Raw genomic sequence first — 23,738 nt, 5'->3', positions numbered from 1 at the left:
TCAAGGACGATCCCATGAGTAACTCAACCTCTCCTTCCGGGCAGTTAACTTCGGCTGCCTTCAAGTTTGATAGTTTTGTCCGTTCGGGTGTGGACCCCCGTACCGGTACCTACAGCTGCAGTGTGGCGCTGGACGCGGTGCCGGCTGAGGCAGCCGGCGGCCCGAAGGTCTCACTGACCCTTTCATACGATTGCTTCAATGATAGGAATCTGGGCCTCGGAACCGGCTGGTCTCTTCGTACCTGCAGTTACGATCAACGTCGACGTAAATTGACATTGACGAACGGAGAGACCTATCAGCTATTTATCAGCGGTGGCCAGGTAACTTTCCTTGATAAGAAGCTCGATAACCTACTCGTCACGATACAAGACAATGAAATGCTTATTAAGCACATCGATGGCAGGATTGAAATTCTTTCACGCCCCAGCGCGACCTATAACGAGTGGCTGCTGGAGCGCGAGTATTGGCCCGATGGCAAGGAAACGCTCTACCAGTATCATCTCCTGTCCGGAACGCGACAGTTGGCGACGGTCCATCATCAGCGTCGACGGGTCTTGCATATCGACTATGCCCTGAACAGCCCGGAGCCACCGTCAATTACCGTGTGGCCGGATATTCCCTCCAAGAGGCTTCAGTACCTGCTTGCGCTACGGCTTGGAGAGCTCCAGGGCATCAAGCTGGTTACCGCTGAAAATACCGAGTTGAATTGGAACTTTGGCTATTCCCCGATCAATGGCTTCTTGGTGATGAGCGAAGTTCATCAGCCAAACGGTGCCCAGGAAAGTCTCACGTACAAGAGTCAGGGGCATAGGCTACCCGACGGTGCACCAGTCCCCGACATGCCGTACGTCACCCAATCGGTCATGTTTCCCGGCGGAGACCAGCCGGCGATTATCAATACATACCAGTATTCGCCTAGAAACTTCCTTGGCAATGCCTCAGGTTTTCGCTGGTCCGCTGAGCGTGATGTGCTTTATAGCGTCAGTAGCGATTATCAATACTCCTGCACTCAGATTCAGTGGATCCTTGATAGAAACGGTCGACGCGAATACTCACGAATTATTCGTACCTACAACCGCTTCCATTCGATGATTTCACAAAGGACGATCTGCGGCAGCACGATGCAACTGCGGGAGATCCAATATCACGATGTGCCCGATAAGGCTTTCAGCAATCAGCCTCCACAGTTCCAGATGCAACGCGCCGTGCATGACAGCTTTTTTTTCAACACCAGCGCGACTGAGGATATGGGGCGCAGCAACGTCCGGACGGAGACCACCCGGACGTCTTATGACGTGCATGGAAACCTGTTGGAAAAAACCAGTCCATGCGGTGCCCGGGAGATTTATGAGTACTTCCCGGCACAAGGATGCGTGGATTGTCCACCCAGCCCCATAGGCGTGCCTTGTTTCCTCAAGCGCAAGTCGATACACCCTTCGCCTGATTTCGCCACCGCACCTACCACCGTCGTTCATTACACCTACAGCCAATCGCCCTCACTGCTTGCTGGGCGTCCCTGTGTTCGGCTCGCCAGTGAAACACTCTACGAAGAGGGCATCAGCGAGCCACGGGTGGACTGTCGGTTGAAATACATCAACAACGTTAGTGACGTCTTTCATGGGCGGTTGCAGAGCAAAGTTGAAACGGTAGGTGGCGTGCGGAGCGAATATCGTTACGCCTACCAACATGAAAACGATAACGTTCGCACCGACCAGACCTTTAGCGCCCAAGGACTGAGCCATCTACGACAGGACTGGCATGACGTATGCGGATGGTTGATCAAGAGCAGTGAGGCCGGTGGCTGCGTGGTCAGCATGGAATACGATTCGCTGGGGCAGTTGACCCGTGAAACGGTAATGCCCGACACCGGCCACTCTGCGTCGCGTGAGTTCATCTATCAGTCGGCGCCCGGCGGTCATGCCACCGTCACTGTCAAGGACGCCCGCGGCGGCCTGACAGTGACCCGCAGCGACGGACTGGGTCGCACCCTGAACGTCGAGAAACAGGACGTCGATATGCCCGGCGCGCCGATGCGGGTCGTTTATGAGGCCCGATACGACGGCCTCGGTCGCCTGCAGTCGGATAAACAAATCGATTGGTTCAACGGCGAGCCGAAAACGCTGGAAACGCTTTACGACTACGACCAGTGGGGGCATCAGAACCGTACCAATCGTCGTGGGCAAGTGATCGTTCATGATGAGATCGATCCTGTGGCACGCACTCGTACCCACTGGACGGATGGTGGCGGCAAGACCTGTACATTCCTTAACGCTCTGGAGAAACCAGCGCGCGTCGAACGTATGGATCTGTCAGGCGTTGTGCGGGAGGTCACTGTCTATGACTACGATGGCTTGGGACGGTGTATCAGGCAAATCGCTTCCGACGGTGCGGTTACCCGCTACACATACGATTTGGCTGGCCGTGTGCTGAGTACGACTCTACCGGACGGTACTGTCATCGAGAAAAAGTACGCGCTGCAAAGTCAGGCTGATCACCCCACGCAAATCAGCGCGAACGGCTATGTACTGGGAACTCGTGCCTACGATGGGTTGATGCGCATTACCGACAATCAATGCGGCGGTCGCAGCGAACGAATGAGCTATGCGGGTTCCAGCAGGAACGCTTCGCGCAAGCGCACTCCCGCCGGGAAAGAGCTGCGGTTCACACTTGATCCAATGCTCGATGATTGCATCACCAGCCGCTCCGGCAGCCAGGCATCCGTCGCCACGAAGCATCGGTTTGATCCGCACACCGGCTTGCTTCAGGAAGCGGCCAATTCGCTGGTGCAGCGGCGTATGGAATATGGTCCTTCAGGCCGGCTCAGCCGAGAATCCTGGGTCACTGCGCTTGACCGGTTCGATAGTGAGCAAACCTATTCATTGATGGGTAAGCCGATTGGCCATACCGACGTCAACGGCATGGCCCGCATCTGTCTTTATGATCAAACGGGACGCCTGTCGGGAGTCACACAAGGCCCAGTCAGCGCCTCCGCTCAAGAACGCATCACCGCCACCTATTCGTACGACGCCCAAGGGCTCGTCAAGTGCATCACCGTCACCGATCCTCGATCAGGCCTTTCGATGGTCACCGATCTGGTATACGACGAGTTTGGCCGCGAAATCCTTAGACGTTCCGCCTCCTCGGCCAATGACGTCGTCGAGGTCGCCCAGTCGTTCGGCCCGGGGGATAAGCTCAGCCGGCGTACGCTCAAGTCAAACGGGGTGCTGCGTGTCGAGACGTTTGCCTATGATTTGCGGGGCCGATTGACCCGTTACGCCTGTCAAGGCCCGCAGGCGCCCGTGGACGTACAGGGCAAAATCATCACGTCGCAGGATTACACCTATGACTATCTCGATAATATCCGGCGGGTCGTCACGCGTTTCGCGGGCGGCGAGAACACCGCCACGTACCGATATGACCTGGCTGACAAAACGCAACTGAGTGCTGTTACCCACAGTCATCGCGATTATGTGTCCGCCAATTCGACCTTCCGATATGACGACGACGGCAACTTGCTCAACGACTCATGGGGTCGCCAGCTGACCTACGATGAATTGGGCCGCCTGGAGCGCGTGAGTTCGGCTGACTCAAGGTCGACATTGGCGCGCTATCGGTACGATGCTTCGGACCGGCTTCATGCCGTTGAGTTGACGGGGCAGGAGCCGTATCGCCGGTTCTACCGAGAAGAGCAGTTATCCAGCGAGGTAACGGAAAAGGGCAGTCGCAGCATCGTTCGCGAAGAACGACAGTTGTTGGCGTTGTTGCAGGGGCAAGAGACAGCGTTATTCAGAACCGATGGCTGCGGCAATGTCCTGCAAGCACTTTCTGGCGACGACAATCCCCATCACGCCTATTCGCCTTATGGCCAGCGCCAGGGGGGAGACGGGTTGGGCAGTCTGTTCGGTTTCGGCGGCGAACCGCTGGATCCGGTCACTGGCTGCTACCTGCTTGGCAATGGCTATCGGGCCTACGATCCGGTACTGATGCGATTTCATAGGCCCGACAGTTGGAGTCCTTTTGATGGCGGTGGCCTGAACCCCTATGCCTATTGCCTCGCAGACCCGATCAATCTCAGCGATCCGACCGGTCATATTTCTACCTGGGGCTGGATCAAGATCGGCCTTACTGCTGCTTTCGCGATCGCCTCTGTTGCATTCACCATTGCGACACTTGGCGCATCCGCGCCATTGGTAGGGGTGTCGTTTTCGGCTGCGGCGGCCTTGACGCTGGAGGTGGTGGGAGGCGCGGTATCGATTGCGTCGGTGGTGTTGGAAGAGGCCGCGCCGGACGCCGTTGCCGCTCAAATCCTGAGCTACACCAGCCTTGCCTTGGGCGCCGTCTCCGGCGGGGCTGCGCTGGCTGGCAAATTGCTGGGAAGGGGGACATCGCTAGCCCTACGCAAAACCGTTGATTCGCTCGGTGACGTGGTGACGCTGGGTCGCAGCAATGTGCGCGCGACACGTGCTGGCGGCTACTCCAAGGCCGCGAGCCCTTTGGTTCGGGAAGGCCAGCGCAACTTCATCGGCCTGCAAGACGATCTCGCCAACGTGCTGACGGCCAAGGATGTAGTCGGCTACGCCAATTACCCGGTTAAAGGCGTCACCTATACAATCGAGAGGGAAAAATACATTGAAAAGGCCAAAGGGTATCTTCGACAGGCGGACGAATGGTTCAGCAATCATGAGCGAGCTGAAGCCCCCGAAGATATTTACGGTGAAGTCAGGAAGCGAGGCTCGGACATCCGATTTGCATGACGAAGGTACCTCCGTATGTTTTTGTTATATTCAATATTGATATATGTCCGTCCATAAAAGATATTTTTAAGGAATAAAAAATATCGGTATCTTCCGCATCACGCCAGCGATAGCACTTCGCTGGCACTCCCACGTTGGCCGTCGTCCATGACGACAGTGATATTCGATAAGGACACTGCATGAAAAAGGTTCTGTTGTTCACCGCATTGGCGGCAGCCCTGGCCTCGGGCCTGGCCCAGGCCGCGGAAAAACTGGTCGTGGCGGCCACGCCTGTACCCCACGCTGAAATCCTCGAGCTGATCAAGCCAGCCCTGGCCAAGGAAGGCGTGGACCTGGAAATCAAGGTCTTCACCGACTACGTCCAACCCAACGTGCAGGTGGATCAGAAGCGCCTGGACGCCAACTACTTCCAGACCCTGCCGTACCTGACGAACTTCAACGAAGGCAAAGGCACCCATCTGGTGACCGTGATCGGCGTTCACGTCGAACCGTTCGGCGGCTACTCGAAGAAGTACAAAAAGCTGGCTGATCTGCCAAATGGCGCGACCATCGCGTTGCCTAACGAAGGCAGCAACAGCGGCCGTGCGCTGATCCTGCTGCAGAAGGCAGGCCTGATCGAGTTGAAAGACCCGAAAAACGCGTTGGCGACCCCGAAAGACATCGCCAAGAACCCGCACAACTTCAAGTTCAAGGAACTGGAATCGGCCATGCTGCCGCGTGTGCTGGACCAGGTCGACCTGGACCTGATCAACACCAACTATGCCCTGGAAGCGGGTCTCAACCCGGCCAAGGACGCACTGGTGATCGAAGGTGCGGATTCGCCTTACGTCAACTTCCTGGTGGCCCGTCCGGACAACAAGGACAGCCCGGCCATCCAGAAACTGGCCAAGGCCCTGACCAGCCCTGAAGTGAAGGCGTTCATCGAGAAGAAATACAGCGGCGCGGTACTGCCGGCGTTCTGATTCGCGCGGTAAACCTTGTCACGGTTTCAAACGCCGACGGCTGATACAGCGTCGGCGTGATCGTTCCCCTCAGGCCACCCCGCTCTTCAACGCCCTGCGCAACGCCACCAACAATTTCACTATTTCCTGCGGTTCCAGTCGCTGCGGCACTTTTACGTCAGCCATGTTCTCTTCCTTGTGATGGTTCGGCCGGGTGAAAAACAGTGCTCCCTTGGAGGGATACTTAAAAAATCCGTCTTTCGGCGAAAAGAAAAGTAGTCGTCTTTGTCCTTCGCGGCAAATTCGGGGTGTGGGAGCGAGCTTGCTCGCGATTCGGTTTATCAGGCGCTGGCTAGTCCGGCCAATGCCACGCCGGCTCATCCAACACCCGCTGCCCGACAATCCCGGTCTGCCCAAGCTCCTTTTCCAGCACGATGCAATTGCAACCCTCATCCTGCTCCAGGGCGGCGATCAGGCGCGTGGCGTGGGACACCACCCAGACCTGGCAATTGACTGAAGCCCGGATGATCAGCCGCGCCAAGGCCGGCAACAGATCGGGGTGCAGGCTGGTTTCCGGTTCGTTGAGCACCATCAGCGAGGGCGGTCGTGGTGTGAGCAGGGCGGCCACCAGCAACAGATAGCGCAGGGTCCCGTCCGACAGTTCGGCGGCGGACAACGGGCGCAGCAGGCCATGCTGTTGAAACGCGATAGCGAAACGTCCGCCTTGCAGTTTCTCGATGTGCAGGTGGGCTCCGGGGAACGCGTCGCCGATGGCGGCATGCAAGGCCTCGACGTCACCGATTTCAAGGATGGTCTGCAACGCGGCGGCCAGGTCGCGTCCGTCGTGGTGCAGCACCGGCGTGCGGGTGCCCAGTTGCGGTTGGCGCACCGGGGCGTCGGCATCGCTGCGAAAATGATCGTAGAAGCGCCAGCGACGAATGAACTCGCGCATCTGCAGGACCTCCGGCGAAGTACGCAGGCTGCCGACCTGGTCGAACAGGCTGTCGAAGGTCGGCGTGTGCTGGGCCAGCACATCCCAGGAGCGGCCTTCGCGGGCACGGATCATCGGCCCGTTGCGGTCCACCAGCAGGCTGGCCGGCCGAAACACCGGGCCGGCCCAGATGCATTCGCGCTTGATTTCAGGGTCCAGTGAAAATGCTGAAAGACTGGGCTCCGGCAAGCCCAGGGCGATGCAATAGCTGAAGTCTTCCCCAGCGAAGCCCAGGCGCAGGCGCTTGGTGCCCTGGCGCACAATCGCCTGGACCGGCACTTCGCCGTTACGCATGCGCCGGCTGATTTCTTCCGGCCCGGCCCAGAAGGTCGAGTCCAGTCCGCCTTCGCGGGCCAGGGCGTTGACCACTCCGCCCTGGGCTGTCTCTGCCAACAGGCGCAGGGCGCGGTACAGATTGGACTTGCCGCTGCCGTTGGGACCGGTGATCAGGTTCAGCCGACCCAGGGGGATTACCAGCTTGTTGATGGAGCGGTAATTGGCCACCGCCAGGGTCTTGAGCATGAGCAGACTCCTGCTGCAGGGGTCCATAGGAGACGATCAGTTTGCCTGATTTGTGCTCCTGTTGTATTCGTTGAACCCTGTTCTAAGCTCACAGTCGTATCGTCACTGGTACGTCCGTACAGCGCAAAGGAGTCTGCATGGCTGGTCCCCGAATCAAACTGATAGTTGGCCTGGGCCTCTGTGCGATGTTGGCCGGATGCGGTGATGACAAGCCTGTGGAAAAAGCCCTGCCACGGGTTTTTGTGCAGCAAGCCGTGCCCAGCGAATACGCCGCTTCTGTGACCCTGACCGGCGATGTCCAGGCGCGGGTGCAGGCTGACTTGTCGTTTCGCGTGGGTGGCAAGATCATCGAACGCAAGGTCGATGTCGGCGCCCGGGTCTCGGCCCGGCAAGTGCTGGCCCGGCTCGATCCTCGGGACCTGCAGACCAACGTCGACTCCGCCGAGGCCCAGGTGGCTGCAGAGCAGGCGCGGGTCAAGCAGAGTGCGGCGGCGTTCGTGCGCCAGCAGAAACTCTTGCCCAAGGGCTACACCAGCCAGAGCGAATACGACGCTGCCCAGGCTCAACTACGCAGTAGCCAGAGTGCGCTGACCGCTGCCCAGGCCCAACTGGCCAACGCCCGCGAGCAACTGAGCTACACCGCACTGATTGCCGAGGCACCGGGCATCATCACGGCGCGTCAGGCGGAAGTCGGCCAGGTGGTGCAGGCCACTGAGCCGATCTTCAGCCTGGCCCGGGATGGCGAACGCGACGCGGTGTTCAACATCTACGAATCGCTGTTGAGCGAACCGCCGTCGGACCCTGCAATCACCATCAGTTTGCTGGATAACCCCGCCATCAAGACCACCGGCACGGTGCGTGAGATCACCCCGGCGGTGTCTGCCCAGACCGGCACCGTGCAGGTCAAGGTCACCCTCGATGATTTACCCGAAGGCATGCACTTGGGCTCGGTGGTCAGTGCCACGGCCAAATCCGCCGGCAAGACCGCCTTCGAGCTGCCCTGGTCGGCCCTGACCAAGAACCTCAGTGACCCGGCCGTGTGGCTGGTGGATGGTGAGGGCAAGGCGCAGTTGCAGACGGTGACCGTCGGCCGTTACCTGACCGGCAAAGTCATCATCAGCGATGGCCTCAAGGGCGGTGAGAAAATCATCACCGCAGGCGGGCAATTGCTACACCCCGGCGTACGCGTCGAGATCGCTGAAAACACCTCTGAAAAAACCACGCCGGGAGCCCAGCCATGAAGCGTTTATGGATGGTCTCGGCCGGCCTCTTGCTGGCTGCCTGCTCCAAGGAAGAAGCGCCACCCGAACCGGTGCGCCCGGTGTTGTCCATTGAAGTCAGGGCCCTCGACCAGCAGGCGCTTGGGCGGTTCGCCGGGAATATCCAGGCGCGCTACGAGAGCGACGTGGGTTTCCGCGTGCCAGGACGGATCGCCAGCCGCAATGTCGACGTCGGCGCGGAGGTGAAGAAGGGCGACCTGCTTGCCACGCTCGACCCTACCGACCAGCAGAACCAGTTGCGCGCCGCCCAGGGCGATCTGGCGCGGATCGAGGCGCAGTACATCAATGCCCAGGCCAATGCCCGCCGCCAGCAGCAATTGTTCGACCGTGGCGTCGGTGCCCAGGCGCAGTTGGATATCGCCCAGACCGATTTGAAAACCACAGGCGCTTCCCTTGAACAGGCCCGGGCTTCGGTGGAGCAGGCCCGCGACCAGCTCAACTACAGCGAACTGCACACCGACCACGACGCCGTCGTCACGGCCTGGAATGCCGAAGCCGGGCAGGTGGTCACCGCCGGCCAGCAAGTGGTGACCCTGGCCCGCCCGGACATCAAGGAGGCGGTGATCGACCTGCCGGCCGGTCTGGCCGAGCGCCTGCCCGCGGACGTGGTGTTCGAGGTCGCCGCGCAATTGGACCCGAGCATCCACACCACCGCCACCGTGCGCGAGATCGAACCCCAGGCCCAGAGCGCCACCCGCACCCGCCGCGCGCGCCTGACATTGGCCGATACGCCGCCAGGTTTTCGCCTGGGCACGGCCATCAGCGTGACCCTGAGCTCGACCATCGAACCGCGCATCGAGCTGCCACTCAGCGCGTTGCAAGAGATCGACGGCAAGGCGCGGATCTGGCTGGTCGACCCGCACAGCCAGACCGTCTCGCCCCGTGACGTGCGGATTCTCGAACGTTCGGCCAGCTCGGTGCTGGTGGCCAACGGCATCAAGGCCGGCGATCGCGTGGTCAGCGCCGGGGTGAACAGTCTCCAGCCGGGGCAGAAAGTGAAACTCGACGAGGAAGCACGATGAAAGGGCCTTTCAATCTGTCCGAATGGGCCCTGCGACATCAGTCGTTCGTCTGGTACCTGATGTTCGTGGCATTGTTGATGGGCGTGTTTTCGTACATGAACCTGGGGCGCGAAGAAGACCCATCGTTCACCATCAAGACCATGGTCATCCAGACCCGTTGGCCTGGCGCGACCCAGGAAGAAACCCTCAGGCAGGTCACCGATCGCATCGAGAAGAAACTCGAAGAGCTCGATTCCCTCGACTACGTCAAAAGCTACACCCGACCGGGGGAGTCGACGGTGTTCGTGTACCTGCTCGACACCACCGGGGCCAAGGATATCCCCGAGATCTGGTACCAGGTGCGCAAGAAGATCAACGACATTCGCGGCGATTTTCCTGACGGCCTGCAAGGGCCCGGGTTCAACGACGAGTTCGGCGATGTCTACGGTTCGGTGTACGCCTTCACTGGCGATGGCCTGTCGATGCGCCAGTTGCGCGACTACGTAGAACAGGTGCGCGCCGAGATCCATGACGTCCCGGGCCTGGGCAAGGTCGAGATGGTGGGCGAGCAGGACGAAGTGCTCTACCTGAACTTCTCCACGCGCAAACTTGCCGCCCTGGGGATCGACCAACGACAAGTCGTGCAAAGCCTGCAAACCCAGAACGCCGTGACCCCGGCCGGGGTCATCGATGCCGGACCCGAGCGGATTTCCGTGCGCACGTCCGGGCAGTTCCAATCCGAAAAAGACCTGGCCAACGTCAACCTGCGGCTCAATGACCGCTTCTATCGACTGGCCGACATCGCCGATATCAGCCGCGGTTACGTTGACCCTGCCACGCCGATGTTCCGTTTCAACGGCACGCCGGCCATCGGCCTCGCCATCGCAATGAAGAAGGGCGGCAACATCCAGGATTTCGGCAAGGCGTTGCATGCGCGCATGAGCGAGCTGACCGCTGACCTGCCGGTAGGCGTTGGCGTGCATACCGTGTCGGACCAGGCCGAAGTGGTGGAAGAGGCGGTCGGCGGCTTCACCAGTGCCTTGTTCGAGGCGGTGATCATCGTCCTGGTCGTCAGCTTCGTCAGCCTCGGCGTCCGGGCCGGACTGGTGGTGGCCTGCTCGATTCCGCTGGTGCTGGCGATGGTCTTCCTGTTCATGGAATACAGCGGCATCACCATGCAGCGGATTTCCCTCGGTGCGTTGATTATCGCCCTCGGCCTGCTGGTGGACGACGCGATGATCACCGTGGAAATGATGGTCACACGCCTGGAAAAAGGCGACAGCAAGGACCAGGCCGCGACGTTCGCCTATACCTCGACAGCGTTCCCGATGCTCACCGGGACCCTGGTGACCGTGGCCGGCTTCGTGCCCATCGGCCTGAACGCCAGTTCCGCTGGTGAGTACACATTTACCCTGTTCGCGGTCATCGCCGTGGCGATGCTGGTGTCGTGGATCGTCGCGGTGTTGTTTGCCCCGGTGATCGGCGTGCACATCCTCAGCACCAATGTGAAACCCCACAGCGCCGAGCCGGGGCGGATCGGCCGGGCGTTCAACGGCGGCCTGCTGTGGGCGATGCGCAATCGCTGGTGGGCCATCGGCATTACCGTGCTGCTGTTCGTGCTGTCGGTGTTTTGCATGCGCTTCGTGCAGAACCAGTTCTTCCCGTCCTCGGACCGGCCGGAAATCCTGGTGGACCTCAACCTGCCGCAGAACGCCTCAATGGACGAGACCCGCCGGGCCGTCGATCGCCTGGAAGCGACCCTCAAGGGCGACCCGGATATCGAGCGCTGGAGCACCTACATCGGCGAAGGCGCGATTCGCTTTTACCTGCCGCTGGACCAGCAACTGCAGAACCCGTACTACGCGCAACTGGTGATTGTCAGCAAGGGCCTGGAGTCGCGCACGGCCCTCACCGAGCGCCTGCAAAAGCGTCTGCGCGAGGATTTCGTCGGGATTGGCAGCTACGTGCAGGCCCTGGAAATGGGGCCGCCGGTGGGCCGGCCGATCCAGTACCGGGTCAGTGGCAAGGACATCGACCAGGTGCGCAAGCATGCTATCGAACTGGCCACCGAGCTGGACAAGAACTCGCACATTGGCGAAATAATTTACGACTGGAACGAACCGGGCAAGGTGCTGCGCATCGACATCGCCCAGGACAAGGCGCGGCAGTTGGGCTTGTCTTCCGATGATGTGGCCAGGCTGATGAACAGCATCGTCAGCGGCTCGCCCGTGACCCAGGTCAACGACGATATTTACCTGATCGACGTGGTCGGCCGTGCCGAAGATGCCGAGCGTGGTTCGCCGGAAACCCTGCAGAACCTGCAAATCGTCACCCCGGGCGGCACCTCGATTCCGTTGCTGGCGTTCGCCACGGTGCGCTATGAACTGGAACAACCCTTGGTATGGCGTCGTGACCGCAAGCCGACCATCACCATCAAGGCCGCCGTGCGCGACGAGATCCAGCCCACCGACCTGGTCAAGCAATTGCAACCGGCCATCGACAAGTTCGCTGCCGGTCTGCCAGTGGGCTACAAGGTCGCCACGGGCGGTACGGTGGAAGAGAGCAGCAAGGCCCAAGGGCCGATCGCCAGTGTCGTGCCGTTGATGCTGTTCTTGATGGCGACCTTCCTGATGATCCAGCTACACAGCGTGCAGAAACTGTTCCTGGTGGCGAGCGTCGCGCCTCTCGGGTTGATCGGCGTGGTGCTGGCGCTGGTGCCGACGGGCACGCCCATGGGCTTCGTGGCGATCCTCGGGATCCTCGCGTTGATTGGCATCATCATCCGTAACTCGGTGATCCTGGTGACTCAGATCGATGAATACGAACGTGACGGCTACGAGCCCTGGGATGCCGTGGTGGAAGCCACCGAGCACCGACGCCGACCGATCCTGCTCACGGCGGCTGCGGCGAGCCTGGGGATGATCCCGATCGCCCGGGAAGTGTTCTGGGGGCCGATGGCCTACGCGATGATCGGCGGGATCATCATCGCGACGCTACTGACGCTGCTGTTCCTGCCGGCGCTGTATGTGGCCTGGTACAAGATCCGCGAGCCGAAGCGCGATTGAATTGGCGTTAACTCATGAGGGCTGCTGTGCAGCCCATCGCGAGCAAGCTTTGCTCCCACAGCAGATATGTGGTGATTCAAGTTCTGTCTTCACAAAGATCCAACTGTGGGAGCAAGCTTTGCTCCCACAGCAGATATGTGGTGATTCAAGTTCTGTCTTCACAAAGATCCAACTGTGGGAGCAAGCTTTGCTCCCACAGCAGATATGTGGTGATTCAAGTTCTGTCTTCACAAAGATCCAACTGTGGGAGCAAGCTTTGCTCCCACAGCAGATATGTGGTGATTCAAGTTCTGTCTTCACAAAGATCCAACTGTGGGAGCAAGCTTTGCTCCCACAGCAGATCCGTGGTGAATTCAGATTCTGTATTCGCAAAGATCTGTGGGAGCAAAGCTTGCTCGCGAGGCGTCATTTCAGCCCCCTGAGCGCTTCATTTGCGCAACAACCGCAACCCATTGAACACCACCAGCAAACTCACCCCCATGTCGGCGAACACCGCCATCCACATGGTGGCGAACCCGGCGAAGGTGAACCCGAGGAAGATCGCCTTGATCACCAACGCTAAGGCAATGTTCTGTTTCAGGATGCTTGAAGTCTGCCGCGACAGGCGAATGAAAGCCGGGATCTTGCGCAGATCATCGTCCATCAAGGCGACATCGGCGGTTTCGATGGCCGTGTCGGTGCCGGCCGCCGCCATGGCGAAACCGATTTCCGAACGGGCCAGGGCCGGGGCGTCGTTGATGCCGTCGCCGACCATGCCGACGCGGTGACCCTGGGCGTACAACGCTTCGATGGCTTGCAGCTTGTCTTCGGGCAGCAGGTCGCCCCGAGCCTGGTCCATGCCTACCTGCGCGGCAATCGCGTCGGCGGTGTGGGCGTTGTCGCCGGTGAGCATCAAGGTCTTGATGCCCAGGCCATGCAGTTGCCGGATGGCCTCGCGGCTGGAGTCCTTCACGGTGTCGGCCACGGCAAACAGCGCCAACGGGCCTGTAGCGTCGAGCAGCAGCACCACGGACTTGCCTTGTTTTTCCAGGGCGAAGAGTTTCTCTTCCAGTTCGGGCGAGCACAGGCCGAGGTCTTCCACGAGGCGGTGATTGCCCAGGTGATAAGTCTGCCCGCCGATGTCGCCGCGCACGCCGCGCCCGGCAAGCGCCTCGAAGTTATCCACAACCTGCTGTGTCAGTTGTTTATCCACAGCCGCGTTGGCAATCGCCCGGGAAACCGGGTGGTCGGAGCGGGCAGCGAGGCTGGCGGCCAGGGCCGGAGCGGTGGTTTCCACGCTCGGGTCCAGCGCCACATAGTCGGTTTGCACCGGCTTGCCGTGGGTGATCGTGCCGGTCTTGTCCAAGGCCAGGTAGTCGAGCTTGTAGCCGCCCTCCAGGTACACGCCGCCCTTGACCAGGATGCCTTTGCGCGCAGCGGCGGCGAGGCCGCTGACGATGGTCACGGGGGTGGAAATCACTAGTGCGCACGGGCAAGCGACCACCAGCAGCACCAGCGCCCGGTAGATCCAGTCGAACCACGCCGCGCCCATGAACAGCGGTGGGATGATGGCTACAGCCAGGGCCAGGACAAACACCGCCGGGGTGTAGATTTTCGAGAACTGGTCGACGAAGCGCTGGGTCGGCGCGCGGGAGCCCTGGGCCTGTTCCACGGCGTGGATGATTCGCGCCAGGGTGGAGTGATCGGCTGCCGCGGTCACGGTGTATTCCAATTCGCCGGCCTGGTTGATGGTGCCGGCAAACACCTTGTCGCCGATGGTTTTTTCCACCGGCAGGCTCTCGCCCGTGATCGGTGCCTGGTCAATGGTCGAACGACCGGCGACCACGTCGCCGTCCAGGCCAACCCTTTCGCCCGGGCGAACCCGTACCCGCGCACCGAGGGCGATGACTTTTACGTCTTGCGCCTGCCAGCTGCCATCGGCCTGTTGCACGGTGGCCTGTTCCGGGGCCATCTGCATCAGGCCACTGATGGCGTTGCGCGCCCGATCGAGGGATTTGGCTTCGATCAGCTCGGCCACGGTGAACAGGAACATCACCATCGCCGCTTCCGGCCATTGGCCGATCAACACGGCGCCGGTCACGGCGATGCTCATCAGCGCGTTGATGTTCAAGTTGCGGTTTTTCAGGGCGATCCAGCCCTTCTTGTAGGTACCCAGGCCGCCGCTGAGGATCGACACCAACGCCACCAGCGCGACCACCCAGTTTGGCGCGGCGCTGGTGAAGTGGATCAACTCGGCACCCAGGGCCGTCACGCCGGACAGCGCCAGCGGCCACCAGGGCTTGGCCGGGGCGGGCAAGTCAGGGGTGGCTTTCTCTTTGCCTGGCGTCATCGGCTCGGCCTGCATCCCTAAGGATTCGATGGCCTTGATGATGGGCGCGTCGCTAGGCAAATCATGGGTCACGCCCAGCACGCGGTTGATCAGGTTGAAGTCCAGTTGCTGCACGCCTTCGAGCTTGCCGAGCTTGTTCTGGATCAGCGTCTGTTCGGTGGGGCAGTCCATGGCTTCGATGCGGAAACTGCTCAGCCGCGCACCGTCCGTCGGCGTTTTGTCGAGGATGACCTGCGACGGGGCTGCTTTCGATGCGCAGCAGGAATGCCCGTGGTCATGGCCGTGGTCGGGTTTGTGGATGTGAAGGGAATCGCTCATCGGGTGACGTCCGTGAAAAGTGCCTGTTGCGCAGTAAAGACCCTGTAGCCACTATAGGGTCAAGCACCTATTTGGGAGGCCGCACCATGAAGATCGGAGAACTGGCGAAAATCACTGACTGCCAGGTCGAAACCATCCGTTACTACGAGCGCGAAGGCTTGCTGCCGGAGCCGGCCCGCAGCGACGGCAATTACCGCGTCTACACCCAGGCCCATGCCGAGCGGCTGACGTTCATCCGCAACTGCCGCACCCTGGACATGACCCTGGAAGAAATCCGCAGCCTCCTGGCCCTGCGCGACAGCCCCCAGGACCAGTGCGAAAGCGTCAACGCACTGATCGACGAACACATCCAACACGTCAAGGCCCGCATCGACGGCCTGCTGGCGTTGCAGACGCAACTGATCGACCTGCGCCATCGCTGCGGCGAAGGACCGGACCTGGATCAATGCGGGATCTTGCAGCGGTTGGAAGTCAGTGGAGCGGTGGCGCCGGAGGTGGAGCATTCGCATGTGGGGCGCAGCCACGGGCATTGAGCCCTTGCCGCTAATCCGAATACACAGAGGCCTATAGGCGAGCCTGCGGGAGCAAAGCTTGGTGCGATCCTGTGGGAGCAAAGCTTGCTCGCGATGAACGATAACGCGATCTTCTGACGGATCGAGGCGTTTCCATCGCGAGCAAGCTTTGCTCCCACAGGCCCGTCCACAGGGGTGATGGTGGGATTCTTTTAGACCGCCATCGGCGCGGTCATCGGCGCGTGGTGCTGGTAGCCTTCGAGGGAGAAGTCGCTCGGTTCCACCAACTCCAGCCACTCAGGCTGGTACACACCGGTCTTGGCGAATTCCGGCACACGCTCGGAAATCACCAGCTTGGGCATCGGGAACGGCTCGCGCGTGAGCTGTTCGTTAAGCATGTCCAAGTGGTTTTCGTAGACGTGGGCATCGCCGATGAAATAGGTGAACCAGCGCGGTGTGTAGCCGGTCAGGCGACCGATCAGGCTCAGCAGCGCGGCGCCTTCGGTGAGGTTGAACGGCGTGCCCAGGCCCAGGTCGTTGGAGCGGATATAGAGGGTCAGGGAGATTTCCCTGGTCTCGACATTCGGGTGGAACTGGTAGAGCAGGTGGCACGGCGGCAGGGCCATCTCATCGAGCTGGGCGCAGTTCCAGCCGTGGAACAGGATGCGCCGGCTGCCCGGGTCCTTGATGATGGTGTCGACACACTGGCGAACCTGGTCGATGGCCTTGTACAGCACCACGTAGGCCTGGCCGTTTTCTTCGCCTTCGGCGATCTGCCGGTAACCCTGGGCCAGGGTCTGCTCGATGGCCGCCGGGTTGCTCAGGGGGATCTGTTTGTAGGCCGGCCACTTGCGCCATTGCACGCCATAGATCTCGCCCAGGTCGTCTTCGCCCTGGCGGAACGGGTTGGCCAGCCACTGGGCGTTTTCGTTGGCGTTCTGGTCCCAGACCTTGCAGCCCAGGGCTCGGAATTCGGCGGCATTGTTCACGCCGCGCAGGAAGCCGCACATCTCGCCGATGGCCGATTTGAAGGCCATCTTGCGGGTGGTGATGGCTGGGAAGCCATCTTTCAAGTCATAGCGCAGCATGGCGCCGGGGAAGCTGATGGTGTTCACACCGGTGCGGTTGGCTTGCTTGGTGCCGTTCTTGATGACGTGGGCCACCAGATCGAGATATTGCTTCATGGGTTACCTGTGTCCTTGAACCCGGGGCCAGCGCCCCGGGGTTCGAATTTTAAACCTTGGCCGCCGCAGCCGGCGCACGATGATAAGCCAGCCAGATCAGCGCCAGGCCGCCGACGATCATCGGCAGGCACAGCACCTGGCCCATGGTCAGCCAGTTCCACGCCAGATAGCCGAGCTGGGCGTCCGGTACGCGGACGAATTCAACGATGAAACGGAAGATCCCGTAGAACAGCGCAAACATGCCCGACACCGCCATGGTTGGCCGTGGCTTGCGCGAGAACAGCCAGAGGATCAGGAACAGTGCCACGCCTTCGAGGGCGAACTGATACAGCTGCGACGGGTGGCGCGGCAGCTGCGCCGGATCGCTGAACGGCGGAAAGATCATCGCCCACGGCACGTCGGTCGGCTTGCCCCACAATTCGGCATTGATGAAGTTGCCGATGCGCCCGGCGCCCAGGCCGATCGGCACCATCGGCGCGACGAAGTCCATCAGCTCGAAAAACGATTTGTTGTTGCGCTTGCCGAACCACAACGCCGCCAGCATCACGCCGATGAACCCACCGTGGAACGACATGCCGCCCTTCCAGACCTCGAAGATCAGCGTCGGGTTGGCCAGGTACGCACTCAGGTCGTAGAACAGCACGTAACCCAGGCGCCCGCCGACGATCACGCCCATGGATAGCCAGAACACCAGGTCGGAGAGCTTTTCCTTGTTCCAGGTCGGGTCGAAACGGTTGAGCCTGCGCGACGCCAGCAACCAGGCGCCGCCGATGCCGACCAGGTACATCAGGCCGTACCAGTGGATTTTCAGCGGGCCGATGGCCAGGGCCACCGGATCGATCTGCGGGTAAGGCAGCATTGATATTCCTCGTAAACGTCAAAAATACCCGGGCGACGCTGCCACCTCGGGATTAAGCCAGGATTGCGTCAGAACAGGAAACTCAAGCCGACGCAGAATAGCAGGGCGGCGAACAGCCGCTTGAGCAAGCGCGGTGACAGGCGATGGGCCAGCCGCGCACCGAAGCGGGCGAAGACCATGCTGGTCAGGGCGATGCCCAGCAGCGCCGGCAAATACACAAAACCGAGACTATGGGCCGGCAGCAGCGGATCGTGCCAGCCCAGAATCATGAAACTTAAAGCACTGACCACGGCGATGGGCAGTCCGCAGGCCGATGAGGTTGCGACCGCCTGCTGCATCGGCACGCTGCGCCAGGTCAGGAACGGCACGGTCAGCGAACCGCCACCGATGCCGAAAATCGCCGAGGCCCAGCCGATCACCGTGCCGGCCAGGGTCAGTCCGGCCTTGCCCGGTACGCTGCGACTGGCGTTGGGCTTGAAGTCCAGGGCCAGTTGCACGGCAACGATCAGGGCGAACACGCCGATGATCTTTTGCAGGTGCGGGCCGGAAATCGCTTCGGCGGTGATCGCGCCGAATCCGGCACCGATCAGGATCCCGACGGTCATCCAGGCGAAAATCGGCCAGCGCACCGCGCCTTTGCGCTGGTGCTCACGCACGGCATTGACCGAGGTGAAGATGATTGATGCCAGCGAGGTGCCGACGGCCAGGTGCGTCAACACCTGCGGGTCGAAGCCCTGCAGGGTGAAACTGAACACCAGCACCGGGACGATGATGATCCCGCCCCCCACGCCGAACAACCCGGCCAGCACGCCGGCGCAGGCGCCGAGCAGCAGATAGAGCACAAATTCCACCAGCGTCTCCCCACCCATCCCCGAAATAAGAGCGGCATGGTAACGGATCCATGGTCCCTGGCTCCACTGAAGGCGATGGATGCATGATGGATGTGTGAGTAGAGTGGCTAATGATCGCTGTCCCTGTGGCGAGGGGATAAATCCCCTCGCCACAAAAGCGGTGTCGTTCAGCTTCATTTTTAAACAGGACAACCTGATGTGCCTGATCGTATTTGCCTGGCGACCCGGCCATGCCCGGCCGCTGATCGTGGCGGCCAACCGCGACGAGTTCTATGCCCGGCCGACCTTGCCCCTGGCCCAGTGGCCTGATGCGCCCCATGTGCATGCCGGGCGCGACCTGGAGGCCGGCGGCACCTGGCTCGGCATTGGCGCCGAGGGGCGCTTTGCAGCGCTGACCAACATTCGTGACCCGGGCCAGTTGCCGGCATTCAAGTCGCGTGGCGAACTGGTGGCGCGGTTTCTGACCGGAAATCTTTCGATTGCCGAGTATTTGAGCGAAATCGTGCCCCGCGCCAGCGAGTATGGTGGGTTCAACCTGCTGCTCGGCGATGGCGTCGAGCTCTGGCACCACAACGCCCGCGATACCCAGCCGCAGCGGTTGGGCGAGGGGCTCTATGGCTTGTCGAACGCTGGGCTGAACACACCCTGGCCCAAGTTGCTCAAGGCCCGCGCGGCGCTGGGCGAAGTGCTGGACGATCCGCGGCCTGAGGCACTGCTTACGCTGTTGAACGACCCGCAACCTGCTTCGGTGGCTGAGCTGCCTGATACGGGGGTGGGAGTGGCGACCGAGATGCTGCTATCGAGTGTGTTCATCGCCAGCCCGGCCTACGGGACGCGGGCCAGTACGGCGCTGATTGTCCATGCCGACGGGACGCGGCAGATGGTCGAGCGTAGTTTCGGGCCGCATGGGGGGCATTTGGGGGAGGTGGAAGTCAGGGTTTAGTTTTTGCTGTGTGATTGCCGGCCTCATCGCGAGCAAGCTCGCTCCCACAGTGGATCTTCAGTGAACACATATTTTGTGAACAACCGAGATCCCCTGTGGGAGCGAGCTTGCTCGCGATAGGGGTCAGAGGGTCTTGTTCGAAGCCGGATTGATCATCCGCGCCAACCCAAGGTTCTTCAGCGCCAGTTGCAAGGAGCTGTGGATTACTTGCGGGTTGTCGATGGTCATCACCTCCGCGAGCAATTCCTGGGCCTTGCTGAGGTTGATCTGGCGCAGCATCCACTTCACTTTCGGCAGGTTGGTGGCGTTCATCGACAAGCTGTCGAACCCCATCGCCATCAGCAGCACTGCCGCCGCCGGGTCGCCGGCCATTTCGCCGCAGATGCTCACCGGCTTGCCTTCGGCATGGGCATCACGCACCACGTTCTGCAAGGCTTGCAGCACCGCCGGGTGCAGGTAGTCGTACAGGTCCGCGACCCGCGGGTTGTTGCGGTCCACGGCCAGCAGATACTGGGTCAGGTCGTTGGAACCCACCGACAGGAAGTCCACCTGCCGCGCCAGTTCCTTGGTCTGGTACACCGCCGCCGGAATCTCGATCATCACGCCCACTGGCGGCATCGGTACATCGGTGCCTTCGTCGCGTACTTCGCCCCAGGCCCGGTGGATCAGGTGCAGGGCTTCTTCCAGTTCATGGGTGCCGGAGATCATCGGCAACAGGATGCGCAGGTTGTTCAGGCCTTCGCTGGCCTTGAGCATGGCGCGGGCCTGGACCAGGAAGATTTCCGGGTGGTCGAGCGTCACGCGAATACCGCGCCAGCCGAGGAACGGGTTGTCTTCCTTGATCGGGAAGTAGGACAGGGACTTGTCGCCGCCGATGTCCAGGCTGCGCATGGTCACCGGTTGCGGGTGGAACGCGGCCAGTTGTTCGCGGTAGATCGCCAGCTGTTCCTTTTCGCTGGGGAAGCGCTGGTTGATCATGAACGGCACTTCGGTGCGGTACAGGCCCACACCTTCGGCGCCACGTTTCTGCGCCCGGGCCACGTCGGCCAGCAGGCCGGTGTTGACCCACAGCGGCATGCGGTGGCCGTCGAGCGTCACGCACGGCAGGTCCCGCAGCGCATCCAGGCCCAGGGACAGTTGCTTTTCTTCCTCGACCACATCGGCAAACTGCTTGCGCAGCACGTCGCTGGGGTTGGTGTAGACCTCGCCGTGGTAGCCATCGACGATCATCTGGATGCCGTCGACCTTGGAGTACGGCAGGTCCACCAGGCCCATCACCGTCGGGATGCCCATGGCCCGGGCCAGGATTGCCACGTGGGAGTTGCCCGAACCCAATACCGAGACCAGCCCCGCCAGCTTGCCTTCGGGCACTTCGCCGAGCATGGCCGGGGTCAGCTCTTCGCTGACCAGGATGGTGTTGTCGGGGTAGACCAGGGTCTGCTGGCGCTCTTGCTGCAAGTAGGCCAGCAACCGGCGGCCAAGGTCCTTGACGTCCGAGGCCCGCTCGCGCAGATAGGCGTCGTCCATCAGTTCGAAACGGTTGACGTGGTCGGTCACCACCTGGCGCAGTGCGCCCTGGGCCCACTGGCCGGTCTTGATGATGGTGGTCACTTCGCTGCCCAGGGAGGCATCGTCGAGCATCATCAGGTAAACGTCGAACAGCGCGCGCTCTTCAGGGCGCAACTGCGTCGCCAGCTTGGCCGACAGGGCGCGCATGTCGGCGCGCACGCCTTCGATGGCGGTCTTGAACAAGCCCAATTCGGCGTCGATATCGGTGATGGTCTTGTCTGGCACCACGTCCAGGTCGGCGGGCGGCAACATGACCACCGCCGTGCCCACCGCCGCGCCCGGTGAACCCGGTACGCCGACGAACTTGGCTTCCTGGATGCCCTTGCCCTGTCGACCCAGGCCGCTGATCGAGCCGGTGGCCTCGGCGTGGGCGATAACCCCGGCCAGTTGCGCGCTCATGGTCACGAGGAAGGCTTCTTCACCCTCATCGAACTGGCGGCGTTCTTTTTGCTGGATGACCAACACGCCGACAACGCGGCGGTGGTGGATGATCGGTGCGCCGAGGAACGAGGCATAGCGCTCTTCGCCGGTTTCGGCAAAGTAGCGGTAGCGCGGGTGATCCGCAGCGTTTTCGAGGTTCAGGGGTTCTTCGCGTGTGCCGACCAGACCGACCAGGCCTTCATTGGGGGCCATGCTGACTTTGCCGATGGAGCGCTTGTTCAAGCCCTCGGTGGCCATCAGCACGAAACGATTGGTCTCGGGATCCAGCAGGTAGACCGAGCAGACCTGGCTGCCCATGGCCTCTTTGACACGCAATACAATAATCCCCAACGCCGCCTTGAGATCCTTGGCGGAGTTAACTTCCTGGACGATCTTGCGCAGCGTATTGAGCATGGCTCGGGGTCGAACTCCGTCGTCAGTCGCGCGTCAGCAGGCGCGGGGCAAGCTCTTTGAGAGCGCGTCGGTACACTTCGCGCTTGAATGTCACCACCTGGCCCAACGGATACCAATAGCTGACCCAGCGCCAGCCATCGAACTCCGGTTTACCGGTCAAATCCATCCGCACCCGCTGCTCGTTGGAGATCAGGCGCAGGAGAAACCATTTCTGCTTCTGGCCGATGCACAGCGGTTGGCTGTGCGTCCTGACCAGGCGTTGCGGCAAACGATAGCGCAACCAGCCTCGGGTGCAGGCGAGTATTTCGACATCTTCTCGCTCAAGCCCCACTTCTTCGTTCAACTCGCGGTACAAGGCCTCTTCCGGCGTCTCCTGGGGGTTGATCCCGCCCTGGGGAAACTGCCAGGCGTCTTGATTGATACGGCGAGCCCATAGCACCTGCCCTGCATCATTCGTAAGAATGATCCCCACATTGGGGCGGAAACCATCGGGGTCGATCACGGCAACAACCTCGCAAACGCATGTCGCCGCATTGTTCCACAAAGGTTGTGAAAGCAGCAACGAGCCCGCCTAGCTTATGTGCACTCTTGTGAAAAGTCCGTATTCTGGACGCCTTTCTTCAGATTTTTCAGCGAGTAACTGCAATGCGGCTGGCTTTATTCGACTTGGACAACACATTGCTGGGCGGCGACAGCGACCACGCGTGGGGCGATTACCTGTGCGAGCGCGGTTTCCTGGACGCTGTGACCTACAAGGCACGCAACGACGAGTTCTACCAGGATTACCTGGCCGGCAAGCTCGACAACGCCGAGTACCTGAATTTTTGCCTGGAAATTCTCGGTCGTACCGAAATGCACGTGCTGGCCCAGTGGCACCTGGACTACATGCGCGACTGCATCGAGCCGATCGTCTTGCCCCAGGCCATCGAATTGCTGGAAAAGCACCGTGACGCCGGCGACAAGCTGGTGATCATCACCGCCACCAACCGCTTTGTCACCGGGCCGATTGCCGAGCGCCTGGGCGTCGAAACCCTGATCGCCACCGAGTGCGAGATGATCGACGGGCGCTACAGCGGGCGCAGCACGGATGTCCCGTGCTTTCGCGAGGGCAAGGTGACCCGGCTGAACCGTTGGCTGGAAGAGACCGGGCATTCGCTCGACGGCAGCTATTTCTACAGCGACTCGATGAATGACCTGGCGCTGCTGGAGGTGGTGACGCATCCGGTGGCGGTGGATCCGGATCCGAATCTTCGGGTCGAGGCCCAGAAGCGGGGTTGGCCGGTGATTTCGTTGCGCAATTGACTGTGGGAGCAAGCCTTGCTCCCACAGACTGTGTTTTAAACCGGCTTGGCCCCCATCAACCCCGCAATGGCGATAAAGCAGACAACACTGAACAGCGCCAAGGCAAAGGTAAACTTCCCGCTACCTCCCGGCGTCTTGCGCAATTTGTTCAGTCGCACCACCAGCCAGAACCCCGCCAGCGCCGCCACGGTGTAGAGCACGCTGGAAGCCAGCAGCCAGGTCTGCCCCAGCGACCAGCCAACCTGATGCACCATCCACCAGCCCGTGAAGGGCAGGCTTGCCAGTGCCAGGATCATCACCAGCCAGATGAACAGCCGCGGACGTTGCAGCGTGCGCGCCGCCGCCGTGGCATCGCCGTTGCGGCGCGTGCGCCAGACCCAGATGGCCAGCCCCAGGGCGCCCGCCAGCAGCAGTACGGTGGCGATGACGTGAGCGATCTTCAGCGCAGTCAATGTTTCCATTGTTGGATTTTCCTCAATTCTT

Annotated in this window: 16 protein-coding genes; 8 read left to right on the top strand and 8 right to left on the bottom strand. The window is 61.2% G+C overall.

Annotated elements, in window-relative coordinates; translation table 11 throughout:
- The first annotated feature begins 14 nt into the window (after positions 1–14).
- Together AB4O09_RS29490 and AB4O09_RS29485 are read left to right on the top strand one after the other, a co-directional pair.
- Positions 15–4,754 (top strand): RHS repeat domain-containing protein, encoded by a 4,740-nt coding sequence (locus AB4O09_RS29490; RefSeq protein ID WP_033063757.1) that lies wholly within the window; start codon positions 15–17, stop codon positions 4,752–4,754.
- Positions 4,755–4,933: 179 nt separating this feature from the next.
- The gene (locus tag AB4O09_RS29485) at positions 4,934–5,716 is read left to right on the top strand and encodes a MetQ/NlpA family ABC transporter substrate-binding protein (protein WP_003196610.1); all 783 of its coding nucleotides are present in this window, start codon (positions 4,934–4,936) and stop codon (positions 5,714–5,716) included.
- Between the two features lie 331 nt (positions 5,717–6,047).
- Here AB4O09_RS29485 and AB4O09_RS29480 read toward each other — a convergent pair whose 3' ends face one another.
- A complete protein-coding gene (locus AB4O09_RS29480) occupies positions 6,048–7,208 on the bottom strand; it encodes an AAA family ATPase (RefSeq protein WP_003196612.1) in 1,161 nt (386 codons plus the stop codon).
- A gap of 137 nt (positions 7,209–7,345) precedes the next feature.
- On the opposite strand from AB4O09_RS29480, the gene AB4O09_RS29475 reads away from it, so the two are divergent.
- From AB4O09_RS29475 to AB4O09_RS29465, 3 genes are read left to right on the top strand one after another with little or no spacing between them, the layout of a single operon-like run.
- Positions 7,346–8,449: an efflux RND transporter periplasmic adaptor subunit gene (locus AB4O09_RS29475; RefSeq protein ID WP_038857395.1), complete on the top strand. Its 1,104-nt coding sequence runs from the start codon at positions 7,346–7,348 to the stop codon at positions 8,447–8,449.
- Positions 8,446–9,510 (top strand): efflux RND transporter periplasmic adaptor subunit, encoded by a 1,065-nt coding sequence (locus tag AB4O09_RS29470; RefSeq protein ID WP_003196618.1) that lies wholly within the window; start codon positions 8,446–8,448, stop codon positions 9,508–9,510. The genes AB4O09_RS29475 and AB4O09_RS29470 overlap by 4 nt, the downstream gene beginning before the upstream one ends.
- On the top strand, positions 9,507–12,554 hold the full coding sequence (locus AB4O09_RS29465) for an efflux RND transporter permease subunit (protein ID WP_003196619.1): 3,048 nt from the start codon (positions 9,507–9,509) through the stop codon (positions 12,552–12,554). The genes AB4O09_RS29470 and AB4O09_RS29465 overlap by 4 nt, the downstream gene beginning before the upstream one ends.
- Before the next feature lie 427 nt (positions 12,555–12,981).
- On the opposite strand, the gene AB4O09_RS29460 is transcribed toward AB4O09_RS29465, so the two are convergent.
- Positions 12,982–15,201 carry a heavy metal translocating P-type ATPase gene (locus tag AB4O09_RS29460; protein WP_013692031.1) on the bottom strand — a complete coding sequence of 740 codons (2,220 nt, stop codon included), beginning with the start codon at positions 15,199–15,201 and terminating at the stop codon, positions 12,982–12,984.
- A gap of 86 nt (positions 15,202–15,287) precedes the next feature.
- On the opposite strand from AB4O09_RS29460, the gene cadR reads away from it, so the two are divergent.
- Positions 15,288–15,734: a Cd(II)/Pb(II)-responsive transcriptional regulator gene (gene cadR, locus AB4O09_RS29455; protein WP_003196623.1), complete on the top strand. Its 447-nt coding sequence runs from the start codon at positions 15,288–15,290 to the stop codon at positions 15,732–15,734.
- Between the two features lie 191 nt (positions 15,735–15,925).
- On the opposite strand, the gene AB4O09_RS29450 is transcribed toward cadR, so the two are convergent.
- The 3 genes from AB4O09_RS29450 to AB4O09_RS29440 all read right to left on the bottom strand — a co-directional run bounded on the left by AB4O09_RS29450 (position 15,926) and on the right by AB4O09_RS29440 (position 18,607).
- A complete protein-coding gene (locus AB4O09_RS29450) occupies positions 15,926–16,897 on the bottom strand; it encodes a thymidylate synthase (RefSeq protein WP_003196624.1) in 972 nt (323 codons plus the stop codon).
- Between the two features lie 49 nt (positions 16,898–16,946).
- Positions 16,947–17,756 carry a prolipoprotein diacylglyceryl transferase gene (gene lgt / locus AB4O09_RS29445; RefSeq protein ID WP_003196626.1) on the bottom strand — a complete coding sequence of 270 codons (810 nt, stop codon included), beginning with the start codon at positions 17,754–17,756 and terminating at the stop codon, positions 16,947–16,949.
- 68 nt (positions 17,757–17,824) lie between these two features.
- Entirely contained in the window at positions 17,825–18,607 is a 783-nt protein-coding gene (locus AB4O09_RS29440) for a sulfite exporter TauE/SafE family protein (RefSeq protein WP_003196628.1), read from the bottom strand.
- A 196-nt stretch (positions 18,608–18,803) separates the two neighbouring features.
- On the opposite strand from AB4O09_RS29440, the gene AB4O09_RS29435 reads away from it, so the two are divergent.
- The gene (locus AB4O09_RS29435; protein ID WP_013692032.1) at positions 18,804–19,550 is read left to right on the top strand and encodes an NRDE family protein; all 747 of its coding nucleotides are present in this window, start codon (positions 18,804–18,806) and stop codon (positions 19,548–19,550) included.
- Between the two features lie 123 nt (positions 19,551–19,673).
- On the opposite strand, the gene ptsP is transcribed toward AB4O09_RS29435, so the two are convergent.
- Together ptsP and AB4O09_RS29425 are read right to left on the bottom strand one after the other, a co-directional pair.
- Positions 19,674–21,953 (bottom strand): phosphoenolpyruvate--protein phosphotransferase, encoded by a 2,280-nt coding sequence (gene ptsP / locus AB4O09_RS29430; protein WP_003196632.1) that lies wholly within the window; start codon positions 21,951–21,953, stop codon positions 19,674–19,676.
- Between the two features lie 22 nt (positions 21,954–21,975).
- Positions 21,976–22,455, bottom strand: a complete 480-nt coding sequence (locus AB4O09_RS29425; RefSeq protein WP_003186867.1) for an RNA pyrophosphohydrolase — start codon at positions 22,453–22,455, stop codon at positions 21,976–21,978.
- 143 nt (positions 22,456–22,598) lie between these two features.
- On the opposite strand from AB4O09_RS29425, the gene AB4O09_RS29420 reads away from it, so the two are divergent.
- Positions 22,599–23,255 (top strand): histidinol-phosphatase, encoded by a 657-nt coding sequence (locus tag AB4O09_RS29420; RefSeq protein ID WP_003196633.1) that lies wholly within the window; start codon positions 22,599–22,601, stop codon positions 23,253–23,255.
- Between the two features lie 35 nt (positions 23,256–23,290).
- Here the strand turns inward: AB4O09_RS29420 and AB4O09_RS29415 are convergent, their stop codons facing one another.
- Entirely contained in the window at positions 23,291–23,716 is a 426-nt protein-coding gene (locus AB4O09_RS29415) for a DUF2269 family protein (RefSeq protein ID WP_003196634.1), read from the bottom strand.
- Between the last annotated feature and the right edge of the window lie 22 nt (positions 23,717–23,738).

The organism is Pseudomonas sp. H1_F01 (assembly GCF_054681425.1).
This window is presented reverse-complemented; position numbering and strand designations above follow the sequence as displayed.

Excerpts from the sequence above, each read along its gene's own strand:
- AB4O09_RS29490 (WP_033063757.1), top strand. The coding sequence starts at position 15 with ATGAGTAACTCAACCTCTCCTTCCGGGCAGTTAACTTCGGCTGCCTTC.
- AB4O09_RS29480 (WP_003196612.1), bottom strand. The coding sequence starts at position 7,208 with ATGCTCAAGACCCTGGCGGTGGCCAATTACCGCTCCATCAACAAGCTG.
- AB4O09_RS29465 (WP_003196619.1), top strand. The coding sequence starts at position 9,507 with ATGAAAGGGCCTTTCAATCTGTCCGAATGGGCCCTGCGACATCAGTCG.
- AB4O09_RS29460 (WP_013692031.1), bottom strand. The coding sequence starts at position 15,201 with ATGAGCGATTCCCTTCACATCCACAAACCCGACCACGGCCATGACCAC.
- AB4O09_RS29475 (WP_038857395.1), top strand. The coding sequence starts at position 7,346 with ATGGCTGGTCCCCGAATCAAACTGATAGTTGGCCTGGGCCTCTGTGCG.
- cadR (WP_003196623.1), top strand. The coding sequence starts at position 15,288 with ATGAAGATCGGAGAACTGGCGAAAATCACTGACTGCCAGGTCGAAACC.
- AB4O09_RS29415 (WP_003196634.1), bottom strand. The coding sequence starts at position 23,716 with ATGGAAACATTGACTGCGCTGAAGATCGCTCACGTCATCGCCACCGTA.
- ptsP (WP_003196632.1), bottom strand. The coding sequence starts at position 21,953 with ATGCTCAATACGCTGCGCAAGATCGTCCAGGAAGTTAACTCCGCCAAG.
- AB4O09_RS29420 (WP_003196633.1), top strand. The coding sequence starts at position 22,599 with ATGCGGCTGGCTTTATTCGACTTGGACAACACATTGCTGGGCGGCGAC.
- AB4O09_RS29435 (WP_013692032.1), top strand. The coding sequence starts at position 18,804 with ATGTGCCTGATCGTATTTGCCTGGCGACCCGGCCATGCCCGGCCGCTG.
- lgt (WP_003196626.1), bottom strand. The coding sequence starts at position 17,756 with ATGCTGCCTTACCCGCAGATCGATCCGGTGGCCCTGGCCATCGGCCCG.
- AB4O09_RS29470 (WP_003196618.1), top strand. The coding sequence starts at position 8,446 with ATGAAGCGTTTATGGATGGTCTCGGCCGGCCTCTTGCTGGCTGCCTGC.
- AB4O09_RS29450 (WP_003196624.1), bottom strand. The coding sequence starts at position 16,897 with ATGAAGCAATATCTCGATCTGGTGGCCCACGTCATCAAGAACGGCACC.
- AB4O09_RS29485 (WP_003196610.1), top strand. The coding sequence starts at position 4,934 with ATGAAAAAGGTTCTGTTGTTCACCGCATTGGCGGCAGCCCTGGCCTCG.